The organism is Methyloterricola oryzae, assembly GCF_000934725.1.
Classification (GTDB): Bacteria; Pseudomonadota; Gammaproteobacteria; order Methylococcales; family Methylococcaceae; genus Methyloterricola; species Methyloterricola oryzae.
Window position 1 is genome coordinate 203,233 of sequence record NZ_JYNS01000002.1, and the last position, 14,322, is coordinate 217,554.

The window sequence follows — 14,322 nt, forward strand, 5'->3', positions numbered from 1 at the left end:
GAAACCTTGTGTGCTACGATAGGCGCCATATCCAGCACCTTCTGTACTGAATTTCCTTAAAGGATCCATCCACGTCTATGGCGACCGTTGAAAAGCGTACCAGAGGCTTGGTACGGCCTTATCATGCAAAGATCAACGCCCTGTATCGAGTGATCGACGGCGTGATCATCTACCTGAGTCTTTGGCTGGTTGCGGAGTACTTCGGCCATGACTGGGATCAGCGCTACTCCTGGGTCGCCATCGGCGGCGTCCTGTTCTACCAGTTCTACGCGGAATACAACGAAGTCTATTATTCCTGGCGCGGCTCTCCCTTTGCGCGGGAGGCCCTACGCATTTTCTCCTCCTGGGTGATGGGGGCCGCCAGCCTGTTCGTTACCCTGTTCTTCCTGCACGTCGCAGACCAGTATTCGCGACTGCAGTTGGGCATCTGGATGTTTCTGGCTCCGACCGTGATCATCACCTTGCACGGCGCGCGGCGGGAGGCGCTGAAAGCGGCCCGCCATCTGGGCCACAACACCCGCGCCGTCGCCATTGTCGGGGCCAACGAACTCGGGGCGCGCATCCACAAGGCCTTCGTCGAAATGCCCTGGCTGGGCTATGAAGTGAAGGGCTTCTACGATGACCGCACCAAGCAGTTCGGGCGCATCAAGAGCGAGCTGTCGGTGGTGAACAACCTGGCGGGACTGTTCGAGCAGACCCGCAAGGGCGAGATCGACATCGTCTACATCACCTTGCCGATGAAGGCGGAGGACCGCATCAAGGACCTGCTGCGCAAGTTTGCCGACACCACCGTGTCGGTCTACGTGGTGCCCGATTTCTTTGTCTTCGATCTGTTGCACGCGCGCTGGAGCGTGATCCAGGGTATTCCCGTCGTCAGCGTGTACGACTCGCCGTTCCGCTCCTTCGATTCCTTGCTGAAGCGCGCCGAGGACATCGTCCTGGCGAGCATCATCCTGGCTCTCATCGCCCTGCCCATGGCAGCGATCGCCGTTGGGGTGAAGATGTCCTCGCCCGGCCCCATCATCTTCAAGCAGCGGCGCTATGGCGTGAAGGGCGACGAGATACAGGTCTGGAAGTTCCGTACCATGACGGTTTGCGAGGACGGGGCCGAGGTGAAGCAGGCCCAGCGGGATGACCAGCGCGTCACCAAGCTCGGTGCCTTTCTGCGGCGGACCTCCCTGGACGAGTTGCCGCAGTTCATCAATGTGTTGCAGGGGACCATGTCCATCGTGGGTCCCAGGCCTCATGCGGTGAGCCACAACGAGTACTACCGCAGCCGCATCTATGGCTACATGCTAAGGCACAAGGTGCTGCCCGGCATCACCGGCTGGGCCCAGGTGCACGGACACCGGGGCGAGACCGACACCCTGGACAAGATGGAACAGCGCGTGCGCTACGACCTGGAATACATACGCCACTGGTCGCCGATGCTGGACCTCAAGATCATCGCGAAAACCATCTGGCTGGTGATCAAGGGGAAGAACGCCTATTGAGGCTCTGCCTCAGTAGGCGCCTTCCTGAGTGCTTAGTCCCCGGCGCCTCGCCGCGCTGTCAATCTGTTCCAGGGCCTTGGCGATCAGGGATCTCGGTGCGCCAATGTTCATCCGCATGAAACCACTGCCGCCCCGGCCGAACACCGTGCCGGGATTCATGCCCACCCCGGCTTCGTGCACGAAAAAGTGCTGCAGTTCAGCATCCGTTAATCCAAGCTTGCGGCAATCCATCCACAAAAGGTAAGTGCCTTCCGGCTCGATCAGGTGGATGGCGGGCAGGCGTGTCCGGAGAAAATCCCGAACGAAGTCCCGGGTCTGCGCCAGGTAGGCCAGGAGCCGGTCCAACCAGGGGCCGCCTTCCCGGTAGGCGGCCTCGAAGGCTACCAGACTGAAGGGGTTGCTTGCGGTCATGTGCAATTGGCCGAAAGCCTCGCGCAGCTTTTGGCGGCGCTGCGGGCAGGGCACCACCAGGGCGGAAAGACCGAGTCCCGGTATGTTGAAGGTCTTGCTCGGGGCAACGGCCGTAACGATATTGTCCGCATTGCCTGCCAGATGCCCCAGGGATCGATTGCGATACCCGGGGTAAACCAGGTCGGCATGGATTTCGTCGGACAGCACGGTCATGCCGTATCGATCGGCAATCTCCAGTACCCGCGCCAGTTCGTCGGCGTCCCACACCCGGCCCACCGGGTTGTGCGGCGAACACAGGATCAGCAGGCTAGCGCCGGCCTGTGCATGCTGCTCCAGATCGGCGTAGTCCATGGCATAGCGTCCATCATCCAGGAGCAGTTGGTTTTCCAGCAGACGCCTGCCGCAAGTGGTCACGGCGGAGAAGAAGGGGAAGTACACCGGAGGCTGCACCAACACGCCCGCGCCGGGCTCGGAAAGGGCCAGCACCGCTGCGTGCAGGGCCGGCACCACGCCGGGGCAGAGAATTATCCACTCGCGCTCGATGCGCCAGCCGTGGCGGTGTTCCTGCCAGTCGATGAGGGACTGCAAAACGCCATCGGTTGCCAAGGTGTAGCCAAAGACCGGATGTGCGGCCCGGCGCGCCAGAGCGGTGCTGACCGCTTCGGGCACGGCGAAATCCATGTCGGCCACCCAAAGGGGAATGACATCCGCCTTGCCGAAATAACCCGTACGCCCGTCGTATTTTACCGAGGCCGTTTCCTCGCGCGGGATGATGCGGTCGAACTCGGTCATGCGATTCGCTCCCAGAGAGTGGTTTCCGACAGGGTGTGCTGGAACTTTCGGCGGGTTTCGCGGATCACGAAGGGCACCTGCACCGGCCCTTGCAGCAGCCGGAAATGCGGGGCCAGGCATTCCTTGAGGCCATCGAAGGTGGTGTGGCTCTCGCCGTCACGCTTGAAACCGCCGAGCCATTCCTCGCGCGGCGTGTGTTCCTCCAGCCAGGTATAAGGCGAGGCGATGAGCAGCAGGCCCCCTGGATTGAGCCGCTCGTGCACGCTCTCCAGGAACTTGCGCGGGTTGTAGAGGCGGTCGATGAGGTTGGCGGCCAGGATAAGGTCGAAGCCGGCGTGGATGGGCTTGAGGTTGCAGGCATCGCCTTGCAGGAATTCCAGTTTGTCGCTCAGTCCATCCAAGCCCAGATCGCTCAGCCGCCGTTCGCGGTAGAGCACCAGTTCCCCTTCGTCGGTCAGGGTGTAACGCAACACGCCATCCCGCGCCAGGGTTGTCCCCAGTCCGATGAAGCGAGCGGAAAAGTCGATGCCGGTGACGTGCTCGAAATGCCGCGCCAACTCGAAGCTGGCGCGTCCAGTCGCGCAGCCGAGGTCCAGGGCCTTGCGCGCGGGCCTGCTGCCCATGGCGGCAATAGCCAGATCAGCCAGGGCCTTGCTGAAGTTGGGCACGCCGAAGTACTCCTCGCCGTAGTGGAACTCCGCGTACTCGGAGAGCAGTTTGTCAGTTTCGTAGTGGGAGGCAGGCAGCACCGCCGGCGTGGACTCGGCCACGACATAACGGAAGCCTGCGTGCTGGAAGAAGTGGCGGCGGAAGGCATAGCGCGCGCTGAGGCGGCTCTCGTTGCCGCAGGAAATCCAGGACCCGCCCTTGATCAGGTTGTGGCGTCCGTCGAAGGTAGGCGTGGTGAAGTCGTCATACAGCGGGTGGACCTCGAAGCCATCGAACGGATAGATTGAGGTTTCCGTCCATTGCCAGGCATTGCCGACCACGTCGAAGAAATCGCCCTGAGGGAAGCGATTGACCGGGCACGCAGAGGCCCGGTGATCCAGGTGCAGATTGGCTGACTCCGCTTCGGCCACGGCTTCATCGTTCAGGCCGGCGGCCGCGCAGAGCCGGTACCATTCATCTTCGGTGGGAAGCCGGTAAGGCTGTCCGGTGCTGGCCGTTTTCCAATGGCAGAAGGCTTTGGCTTCGTGATAGTTCACTTCCACCGGCCAGTCCCAAGGCATGGGCACTTCCTCCAGCATCAGGCGCAGCCGCCATCCGCCGTCACTCCTGAGCCAGAAGCCGGGATGATGCGCATCGGCGAAGCGCTTCCAGGCTGCGCCTTCCTCTTCCCAAAACGCGTCGGTTTCATATCCGCCGGCCTCGACGAAGGCCAGGAACTCCAGGTTGCTGACCAGGCTGCGGGCAGCGGCGAAGGCAGGAACCTGGGCTTCATGCCGGCCATATTCGTTGTCCCAGCCATACCATGGGACTTCGCGCCTTAAGCCCAGCGTGACCGGACCTTCGGGGATATCGATCAGTTCGTTATCGGGCGCAGCGCCGGTTTCGCGGCAGGGTTCCCAGTCCGTGTGAGGCCGCACCAGATCCAACTGCTGCTGGCGGATGAGCACCGAGGAAGTTTCCAGGTGGATGCGCTCATGCTCGATGCCCATGAGAATGGCCCACCAGGGGTGGTTCCAGTCAATGGGCAGGACGAGCGGCGCGTCGCGGATGACGGAGGATACTGTTTCCCGCACGGCTTGTCGGTAGGCGGCGACCTCCGCGACCGCCGGCCAGTCGTAGTGGGCGTCGTTCAGGTCGTCCCAACTCATTTCGTCCACGCCCACGGCGAACATCGACTCGAATCGCGGGTTGATGCGCTGGCCGATCAAGCCCGCCAATAGCAACTTGTTGATGAAAAAGGTCGCCGTGTGGCCAAAATAAAAAATCAGAGGGTGGCGCAAGGCTATTGGCTTTCGATAAAATGACTCGTTCCCCTGCAATACCTGAAACAGCCGTTCGTAACGGTCAAAGGTGGCTTTGAAGTAGTCGCCGATGGTTTCGCGGGCCGATGCGGGGGAATTAAAGTCGAGCCGTGGCGTGCGCGGGAAGGGAAGTCGGTGCATGGGCAGTCTGCGGAAAGGATAACCATCTCTGTGGTAGGAAGACCCGGGCCGGGCGCAAACGTTCCGGTCCTGCGCGGCGACGGCCAATAATAACAAAGCCTGTCGACAGGTTTACTACGGGGGTGCGAAACACTGTCATGAGCAAGTACGACCTATCCTGCTTGAACGACCGCTTCGGCTGCAAGGGCGAGCTGGTCTTCCGCCGGGGACGCGGCGGACTCACGCTGGCGGACATCAGCAACGAACACGCCAAGGCCACCATCAGCCTTCAGGGCGCGCAGGTGCTGCAATGGACGCCCCATGAGGAAAAGCCGGTGATCTGGCTTTCGCCCTGCGCCGAGTTCGCGCCGAACAAGACCATCCGTGGCGGCGTGCCCATCTGCTGGCCCTGGTTCGGTTGTCCGGAAGGTTGCGAGCACCTACCCAATCACGGGTTCGCGCGCACCGCGCCATGGGAACTGATTGAAACCGGCATCACCGACAACGGTGATACGCGCCTGGTCTTTCGCATGCCAGAGACCGAGGAACTGCAGGAACAATGGCCGCACGATACGTCTCTGGAAATGTCCGTGGTGGTGGGCGAGCATCTGGAAATGTGCCTTAAGACCCGAAACCAGGGCGATGCCCCGGTGGTGATCGGCAAGGCCTTGCATACCTATTTCGAGGTGAGCGATATCCGGCGCGTCAGCATCCATGGGCTGGAAAACTGTTATTACCTGGACAAGGTGGACGGCGGTAGCGTCAAGCGCCAGTCGGGCAAAATGACCATCGCCGAAGAGACCGACCGTATCTACCTCGATGCCACGGCGGACTGCCTGATCGAAGATCCGGGTCTGGGGCGTTGCCTGCGCATCTCCAAGTGGGGCAGCCGCTCCACCGTGGTATGGAATCCCTGGGACAAGTCCGGCGCCATGGAAGACATCGGCGACCGCGATTATCTGCGCATGGTCTGCGTGGAGGCGGCCAACGCCGCCGACGACCGGGTGACTATCGGTCCCGGCGGCGAGCACGACATGGGCGTGCGTTATAGCGTCGAGCGGTTCGCCTGAATCCGGGGTGGCCGCGCCTGCGCGGCCTGGCCGATTGCCCGGGCTATTTGGAAGGCCCTGAGTAACGGGCTTCCTCGGCATAATATCCGGGGAAGCCGACGGCGCTCTTGAGCGACTCGAAGTCCATCACCTGATCCGGTTGGCGCCCCTCGCGCAGGGCGGACAGGGCTTCGCGCATGGCGGCAATGGAGACGTTCAGCAAGGTCAGGGGATAGACGGCGATCTTGTAGCCGATGTTCTCTAACTGCGCCGCAGGCAAGATCGGCGTCTTGCCGTGCTCGATCATGTTCGCCATCTTGGGCCCCTCGACCGCCGAGCAGTAGCTCCGCATTTCATCCTCGCTGGTCGGCGCTTCCAGGAAGGTGATGTCCGCCCCCAGTTCCCGGAACATCCGGCAGCGCGCGATGGCCTCTTCGAGGCCTTCGGTCGCGCGGGCATCGGTGCGCGCCATGATCAGGATGTCGGCGCCTTCGGCGCGGGCATCCACCGCGGCGCGGATGCGCAGGGCGGCTTCGTCCCGACTGACCACGGCCTTGCCCTGGGTATGGCCACAGCGTTTGGGCGCCACCTGGTCTTCCAGCATGATGCAGGCGAAACCGGCGTCGGCATAACCCTGCACGGTGCGCTTGATGTTCATGGCGTTGCCGAAGCCGGTATCGCCATCGCCGAACAGAGGGATGGATACCGCGCGGCAGATATTGCGGCCCTGTTCCACCAGTTCGCCGTAGGAGATGAGTCCCGTGTCCGGCAAGCCGAGACGATCGGCGGACACCGCGAACCCGCTCATGAAGCCGATGTCGAAACCAGCTTCCTCGATCAGGCGCGCCGACATGGCGTCGTGACAGCCGGGCATGGTAAGGATGCCGGGACGTTCCAGGATGGCGCGCAGGCGTGCGGCGGGTGAACTCATGTGCGTTTCCTTGTGTCGGTTGAGGACTGGCGACCATACCCCGACCGGACGGCTTGGGCAAGCCGCATCGCCGTCGGCAGCTCTGAGCCTTGCTGCGGATTCTGCGACTTTGCCCCACAACCGGCGCGCGGCGCACCAGGGCAGGGCAGGGCAGCGCGAGAAAGTGGCGCCCGACGTTTCAATTCAGGATCTTGAGAGTCTGGCATAGCTCCTGCTGGACCAGAATTTACGGCTTCATCACTTCATGGCAAGGGTTTCGATGTACGGAGAAGACAAAGAGCTGCGCGACAACGTCCGCCTGCTGGGCATGCTGCTGGGGCGGGTGCTGAAGAACCAGATTGGGGCCGAGACCTTCGCGGTGATCGATGAACTGCGGCGCGGCTACATCGGCCTGCGGCGAGAGGATGATGCGGAGCTGCGGCATCGGCTCAGCGAACTCATCCACAGCCTGGATGCGGAAACCCTGGGCCAGGCGGTGCGTGCCTCGCACCTGTATTTCGCCCTCATCAACTGCGCGGAGGAGGCATACCAATTGCGGCGGCGGCGCAAGGGCGCCAAGCGCTACGGGCATTTGTGGCCGGGGTCCTTCCACGATACCCTCAACGGTTTCCGCGAGGAAGGCATGACTGCCGGGCAATTGCAGACCCTGCTCGATCGCCTGAATTACTTCCCGGTGCTCACCGCTCATCCCACCGAGGCTAAGCGGCGCTGTATCAAGGAGGCCGCCCGCAAGATCTTCATCAGCCTGGAGAACCTGGACGATCCGCGGCTGACCGGGTTTTACCGCGACGAAGAGATTCGCCGCCTGCAGAACCAGATCCAACTGCTATGGAAAACCGATGAGGTGCGCCCGCACAAGCTGGAGGTGCGCGACGAGATCGCCAATGGCCTGTTCTACTTCCCCATTTCCCTGTTTGAGGCGGTGACCCAAGTCTACCATAACCTGGATGCCACGGTACGGGACGTGTTTGGTGATGATCCGGGCGGCGAGGAGATTCGTGTTCCGAGCTTTCTCACCTTCGGCTCCTGGATCGGCGGCGACCGCGATGGCAACCCCTTTGTCAAACCGGAAACCACGGTGCTGGCACTGCGCATGCAGGCCGTCACCATCTTTGAAGAGTACACGCATCGGCTCGAAGCGCTGCGCGACCAGTTGACTCACTCTCTTCGCCTGTGCCGGCCCAACGATGCGCTCCTGGAATCGTTGCAGCGCGACGAGCGTTACGCTGAGGCCTGCTTCGGCGGGCGCGTGGAGCAGTTTGCCAGTGAGCCCTACCGGCGCAAGTTGGCCATCATGCATTACCGCATGCAGAGCAATCTGAAGGCGGTCGACGCCCGTATCGAAGGCACGCAACCCAGCAACGAGGAATACAGCTACGGCAGCGCCCAGGCCTTCCTCAAGGACTTGCTGCTGATTCGCGAATCGCTGATCAGCCACGGCGATGAGGAAATTGCCGCGGCGGGCTTGCAGGACCTGATCCGGCTGACGGAAACCTTCGGCTTCCACTTGATGAAGCTGGATATCCGGCAGGAATCCACCCGCCACGCCGAGGCGGTGGCGGAAATTCTCCAGGCGGCCTTGCAGGTGGACTATCTGCAACTGGATGAGGACGGTCGCCTGGCACTACTGGCCGATGCCATCGAGAATCCGACGGCGCTGGATTATGAGCGCGAGCACCTGAGCGAGACGACCGAGGAAACCATCCGTGTGTTCGAGGTGATGGCGCAGATGCGGCGCGAACTGGGCGCCGACTGCTTCGGCAGCTATGTCATCTCCATGACCCATTCCGCCAGCAACGTCCTCGAGGTGCTGTTCCTGGCGGCCCAGTGCGGCCTGGTGGGGCGTCTGGCGGGGAAGCGCTATTGCCACATCGGCGTCAGCCCGCTGTTCGAGACCATCCGCGATCTGGAAAACATCGAAGAGGTTCTGACCCGGTTGCTAGACGTGCCGATTTACCGGGAACTGCTGGCGGTTTCGCCCGATTGCCAGGAAGTGATGGTCGGGTATTCCGATTCCTGCAAGGACGGCGGCATCCTCGCCAGCGCCTGGAAGCTTTACGAGGCGCAGAAAAAGATTATCGCCATCACCCAGGCGCGGGGCCTGGAGTGCCGCATCTTCCACGGCCGCGGCGGCACTGTTGGTCGTGGCGGCGGACCCACCCACGAGGCTATCCTGGCCCAGCCGCCTGGCACCGTGCGCGGACAGATCAAGTTCACCGAGCAGGGCGAGACGATCTTCTATAAGTACAACAACATGGAAACAGCGATCTATGAGCTGACCATGGGTACTACCGGCCTGATGAAGGCCAGCCTGAGCCTTTTGCGGCCCGACCCCGATGAGCGCCGCGATTACCTGGGCATCATGGATGAGCTGGCGCGGATCGGCGAGGACGCTTTCCGTCGCCTCACCGAGCGGGAAGCGGGATTTCTGGACTACTTCTACGAAGCCACGCCCCTGGACGAAATCGGCGCCCTCAATATCGGCTCGCGCCCCTCCCACCGCAAGAAGCAAGACCGTTCCAAGGCCTCGGTGCGGGCCATCGCCTGGGTGTTTGCCTGGGCCCAGTCCCGTCAGACGCTGCCGGCCTGGTTCGGTATCGGCACGGCACTGGAGACCTGGCGCGGCAAGGATCTGGCGCGCCTGGCCAAGCTGCAGAGCATGTACAACGACTGGCCCTTCTTCCGTACCTTGCTGAGCAAGACCGAAATGGCCTTGTCCAAATCCGAGATGAACATTGCCCGCGGCTACGCCGACCTGTGCCGGGATCGGGAAACCGGTACGCGCATCTATGGCCTGATCGAAGGGGAATATCGAAGGACCGTGCAGCACGTATTGAACCTCTCCGACTCCAAGGTGCTACTCGGTGAGTCGCCCGCGCTGGCCATGTCTCTGAGGCACCGCAACCCCTATATGGACCCGCTCAACTACATCCAGATCGCCCTGCTGCGGCGCATCCGTTCCCTGCCGGAAGAACAGGTGCGTGACAGCGAATGGCGGGTGACGCTGTTGCGCACTATCAATGCCATCGCTGCTGGTATGCGCAATACGGGCTAAAAAGGGAAGGGGCTCGCCGAGGGTTCGGCATTTTCCTCTGGTTCCAATGCTCTGCGTTGGAACCCATCGTCTGGCGCTCTGCGCCTCTTTCCGTCCCTTCTGGCTCCCATGCCCTGCGTGAAAACCCGCTTTTTCTCTGGTTCCAATGCTCCGCGTTGGAACCCTTGGCTCTGACGCTCTGCGTCTGACCGATCCCCTGCGGTTCACATACTCCGCGCGTTCACTGGTTCCCGTGATCAGCGTCCATTACTTGGCGCGGAGCGCCGGGTTTGCCGCTCCCACGCAGAGCATGGGAGCGAGCGCATTCTCTGGTTCCAATGCACTTCGTTGGAACCCATGGCCTGACGCGCTGCGTCTGACCGAATCCCTGCGGTTCAAATCCTCCGCGATCACTGGTTCCCGCGCTCAGCGTCCATTGTTTGGCGCGGAGCGCCGGGTCTGCCGCTCCCACGCAGAGCATGGGAGCGAGCGCATTCTCTGGTTCCCGCGCTCAGCGTCCTTTGCATGGTGCGGAGCGCCGGGTCTGCTGTTCCCACGCAGAGCATGGGAACGAGCGCATTCTCTGGTTCCAATGCTCCGCGTTGGAACCCATGGCCTGACGATCTGCGTCTGACCGAATCCCTGCGTTTCACATACTCTGCGCAATCACTGGTTCCCGCGCTCAGCGTTCTTTGCTTGGCGCGGAGCGCCGGGTGTGCCGCTCTCACGCAGAGCATGGGAACGAGCGCATTCTCTGGTTCCAATGCTCTGCGTTGGAACCCATGGCCTGACGCTCTGCGTCTGATCGAGCCCCTGCGCTTCAAATCCTCCGCGCGTTCACTGGTTCCCATGCGGTACACGGGTGCGTTACAACAACAAAAGGTACCAGGGATCAATGGCCATCATGCGGCGTTCCATAAAATTAATAGACGGATCCATCGCCCGCATAGACTCGTCCATGTTTTAGATAGACGGATCCATCATCGGCATGCATCGATCAATAAAATTTGATGGCGCTTCCATGATTCGGATACATCGATCAATGATTGAGATAGAACGTTCTATCCCGGCGATAGGTCGACCAATAAATCTGATGGATCGCTCAATGATTTTGATGAACCGATCCATCTCAAAGTTGGATTGATTCATCATTGCGATGGAACCGTCCATCGCCGCGATGAATCCGGCCGTAGCGAAATATGACCCGTCAATCGAAATGGTACACCGCTTGCCTTCCGAGGCTGCCCCATGGACAGAATTAATGCAGCGACGATGCAAGCGGCTGGAATCGGAACACTGTGACTTGGTGTGGATTGGGGGGCGAATCCTTTCGCCCCGGAGCCAACGATCAGACGACTCGTTTGCGCAGAAATTCATCGACGCGACGGACATGATTCGCTGGCAAGACGTGATGTGGGCTGGATCATCCCGATCCAGAAAGAAGCGGCAACGGATCAAGCCGCTACATTCTCGGCATCGGCTTTTTCGGAGGCATGGCTGCGGCGGGCAAAACGCCTGCCCAAGTCACCCAAGGCTCCTTCAAGCGCGCCCGTGGCCACATGCGCGGCCTTGGCGTAGTTGTAGACCTGCAGGGCGGCACAGTACGCCTCGCTGCCTGCAGCGTAGTACGAATCCTCGACACGGCCCAAAAGATCGTTCAGGGCCATCTGGACCGGATAAAGCTGCTCGACGAGCCTCACATCGGATTTCATCTCATCGAGGCTAAACCCGCGAGGCAGAATTTCCGGGTGCTGGCTGGCAAGCGCCTCGGCCTTGACCACGAAGGAACGGTTCTTCTCGCCGAACTTTGCCATGGTTCTGCGTTCGTCTGGGGTTAAATCAATCAGGAACGGCAACAATTCCTGAATCTTGGCAACGGCAGCCAATATGGCATCGACATTCTCCTGAGCTAAGGTCGCGTTGATACGATTAGTGTTCATGGAAGTCTCCCAAAAATAGAGCCAAGGAAACCGGACAACCACCACCCCTTACGTTCGCATCCGGCCTGCCGACTTGGACTTTTGTGCCCCAGCGGACGAACCGGTCTGTGACTCATTGGTGGAAGATGTTTACCGCAATTGCCTGAGTCTCCGCATGGAAATTCAGACACCTGCAAAACTAATCGAATTGCCGCGAAAAACTGTGAATTGACCCAAAAATAAGCAAAACAGCAACGTTGGAGCGGGCGTGGCTCACGAATTTACTATGGGCACGACAGCAAGCGTGCCCTGTTTCTCACGAATTGCGAGAGAGGCGATCAAATTTGCCTTAAATCTGATTCCCATGCTCTGCGTGAAAACCCACTGATCCTCTGGTTCCAATGCTCCGCGTTGGAACCTTTGGCTTTGACGCTCTGCGTCTGCTGCTTGGCGCGGAGCGCCGCGTCTGCCGCTCCCACGCAGAGCAGGTCCGGATGCTCCGCGCGTTCAATGGTTCCCATGCTCCGCGTGGGAACCTTAGCATCACGCTATCCGTGTCCGCGCGAAAAACCGTCATAACCGCAGTTCTAGAATAAGAACTCCCATGCCGCCGAGCCGCATCGAAAAGGCATAAAGCGCTCTCACATCGACCAAGAATCCTTAAAGCCTGGACCTCAGGCACCATGAAAAAGCACGAACCCATCCGCCGGGCCGCAAAACGACATGGAGCGGGGCACCAACCTTACTCGACCCAACACGCCCATGAACCCTGCAAGCGAAGCTCCCATATCGAAGCTTGCGTGCGCCAAATTCCGAACACAATAGGGCGGGGACAGGGCCAAAAGGTCTCGATCGCGCTAGAACATATCAGGATAACTACCAGTGGCACGAACCTCGCATGCAATCACGGACCCAATGAGACTGTGACATTGCTGTAACCAGGAGCACGCTAGCTCCCTCCGATACGGGCGGTAAACCCATGAATCATCGTTCCGAATTAGCACGCACCATACGAGAAGGCATGAAGTGGCGGAGTTGAGAACAACTTTCAGAGAACTGCTAAGCTTCGAATTTGCGCCAAATCACTTGGGTCGTGCGTTAAATGACCTAATTGCTTGCATGGAAGCTTAGGAAACGTCGATGGAGATCAAGGTCGCTTGTGTCAGAGACTGGTGGCGCCATGTCAGCATTGCCGCGTCGACGAGATGCTTCAAAATGCAGATGGAAGGCCTAGCCAGGGCGAGGCAAGAAGCGAGGGTTACAGAAGAGAACATTACTCGACATGACAATTTCGATAGCCGTGCTTAATCGTGACTAAGCTCATTTTTGTAAACCGCTATTTTTATCCGGATCACTCCGCCACCAGCCAAATGCTTTCAGACCTGGCATTCGCGCTTGCGGAAAATCAGGAATTTGAAATTCATGTGGTCACCAGTCGCCAACGCTATGACGACGCGATGGCTGCACTGTCCACAGAAGAGAAAATTCGAGGCGTCAGCATACATAGAGTCTGGACGTCACGGTTCGGACGACAAAACCTTTTAGGAAGAGCCATCGACTATGCGAGTTTTTACGTAACGGCATTTGTCGCCTTAATGAGGTTGGCGGACGAGTTCAGCCTTATAGTGGCAAAGACCGACCCTCCCTTAATTTCGGTGGTCGCGGCTCTGGTCGCAAGGATCAAATCGGCAAAGCTCGTTAACTGGATACAGGATTTGTTTCCTGAAGTGGCAGCGGCCTTGGGCGTCAAGTTTGTCCGGGGACCTTTGTATGATCTGCTCAAAGCGTTGAGAAACAGTTCCCTTAGGTCTGCCAAGATCAATGTTGTGATAGGCGAATTGATGAAGCAGAAACTCATCGATGTCGGGATCAGCGAAGACCATATCCGTGTGATTCACAATTGGGCGGATGGCCATATAAGACCGGTGCCGCCGGAGGAAAATTCACTGCGCAAGGAATGGGGCTTGGATGGCAAATTCGTCGTGGGGTATTCCGGCAATTTGGGTCGCAGCCATGATTTCAAAACAATCCTCGATACGGCAACCGCTCTAAATTATAGGGACGATATCATTTTTTTATTCGTCGGAGGAGGGGCCAATCTGCGCTGGGTAGAACACGAAACAAAACAGCGTGGCCTACGTAACATTCGCTTCAAGCCTTATCAGCCGCGCGAACGTTTGTCGGAGAGTCTATCTGCAGCGGACGTCCACTTAATCACTTTAAGGCCGGAACTCGAAGGCCTAATTGTACCGAGCAAGTTCTATGGAATCGCAGCAGCGGGAAGGCCAATCTTATATATCGGTTCGCGCGCGGGTGATTTGCCACAAACTATAACACGTCGTGGCCTCGGATATGTGGTGACTGAAGGAGATTCGAGCACGTTCCAGAATCAAATTATCGAGATAGCAGAAAATCATAAGCTGAGATTGGGTATGGGCAAAAACGCTCGGGACCAACTTGATAGACTATATAATAGAATGATCGCGCGCAAAGCGTGGCAAAGCTTACTGCTCGAACAGTAAAACGTAGATTAATGATATTGTTATATGGCATTCGTACGCAATTTCAACAAAAAACTAATTGAAATAAACCATGGTTCGGCG

The 14,322-nt window shown here is 59.5% G+C and carries 8 protein-coding genes; 4 read left to right on the plus strand and 4 right to left on the minus strand.

Annotated elements, in window-relative coordinates; all coding sequences use genetic code 11:
* Positions 1-77 precede the first annotated feature (77 nt).
* Positions 78-1,493, plus strand: a complete 1,416-nt coding sequence (locus EK23_RS04710; protein ID WP_045224152.1) for an undecaprenyl-phosphate glucose phosphotransferase — start codon at positions 78-80, stop codon at positions 1,491-1,493.
* 9 nt (positions 1,494-1,502) lie between these two features.
* Here EK23_RS04710 and EK23_RS04715 read toward each other — a convergent pair whose 3' ends face one another.
* Positions 1,503-2,696 (minus strand): MalY/PatB family protein, encoded by a 1,194-nt coding sequence (locus EK23_RS04715; protein ID WP_045224153.1) that lies wholly within the window; start codon positions 2,694-2,696, stop codon positions 1,503-1,505.
* Positions 2,693-4,807, minus strand: a complete 2,115-nt coding sequence (gene ovoA, locus EK23_RS04720) for a 5-histidylcysteine sulfoxide synthase (protein ID WP_045224154.1) — start codon at positions 4,805-4,807, stop codon at positions 2,693-2,695. Before ovoA ends, EK23_RS04715 begins: the two co-directional genes overlap by 4 nt.
* 137 nt (positions 4,808-4,944) lie before the next feature.
* On the opposite strand from ovoA, the gene EK23_RS04725 reads away from it, so the two are divergent.
* A complete protein-coding gene (locus EK23_RS04725) occupies positions 4,945-5,856 on the plus strand; it encodes a D-hexose-6-phosphate mutarotase (protein ID WP_052807931.1) in 912 nt (303 codons plus the stop codon).
* A gap of 43 nt (positions 5,857-5,899) precedes the next feature.
* Here EK23_RS04725 and EK23_RS04730 read toward each other — a convergent pair whose 3' ends face one another.
* Complete coding sequence (locus tag EK23_RS04730; RefSeq protein WP_045224155.1) at positions 5,900-6,766, minus strand: isocitrate lyase/PEP mutase family protein; 867 nt, start codon at positions 6,764-6,766, stop codon at positions 5,900-5,902.
* 259 nt (positions 6,767-7,025) lie between these two features.
* On the opposite strand from EK23_RS04730, the gene ppc reads away from it, so the two are divergent.
* Positions 7,026-9,821 (plus strand): phosphoenolpyruvate carboxylase, encoded by a 2,796-nt coding sequence (gene ppc / locus EK23_RS04735; RefSeq protein WP_235281910.1) that lies wholly within the window; start codon positions 7,026-7,028, stop codon positions 9,819-9,821.
* 1,433 nt (positions 9,822-11,254) lie between these two features.
* Here the strand turns inward: ppc and EK23_RS04745 are convergent.
* On the minus strand, positions 11,255-11,740 hold the full coding sequence (locus tag EK23_RS04745; RefSeq protein WP_045224158.1) for a hypothetical protein: 486 nt from the start codon (positions 11,738-11,740) through the stop codon (positions 11,255-11,257).
* A 1,289-nt stretch (positions 11,741-13,029) separates the two neighbouring features.
* Here EK23_RS04745 and EK23_RS04750 point away from each other — a divergent pair.
* Positions 13,030-14,241: a glycosyltransferase family 4 protein gene (locus tag EK23_RS04750; RefSeq protein ID WP_235281911.1), complete on the plus strand. Its 1,212-nt coding sequence runs from the start codon at positions 13,030-13,032 to the stop codon at positions 14,239-14,241.
* Positions 14,242-14,322: the final 81 nt, after the last annotated feature.

Bases quoted from the DNA above. Each gene is read 5' to 3' on its own strand.
- EK23_RS04715 (WP_045224153.1), bottom strand. From the start codon at position 2,696: ATGACCGAGTTCGACCGCATCATCCCGCGCGAGGAAACGGCCTCGGTA.
- EK23_RS04725 (WP_052807931.1), top strand. From the start codon at position 4,945: ATGAGCAAGTACGACCTATCCTGCTTGAACGACCGCTTCGGCTGCAAG.
- ppc (WP_235281910.1), top strand. From the start codon at position 7,026: ATGTACGGAGAAGACAAAGAGCTGCGCGACAACGTCCGCCTGCTGGGC.
- EK23_RS04730 (WP_045224155.1), bottom strand. From the start codon at position 6,766: ATGAGTTCACCCGCCGCACGCCTGCGCGCCATCCTGGAACGTCCCGGC.
- EK23_RS04745 (WP_045224158.1), bottom strand. From the start codon at position 11,740: ATGAACACTAATCGTATCAACGCGACCTTAGCTCAGGAGAATGTCGAT.
- ovoA (WP_045224154.1), bottom strand. From the start codon at position 4,807: ATGCACCGACTTCCCTTCCCGCGCACGCCACGGCTCGACTTTAATTCC.
- EK23_RS04710 (WP_045224152.1), top strand. From the start codon at position 78: ATGGCGACCGTTGAAAAGCGTACCAGAGGCTTGGTACGGCCTTATCAT.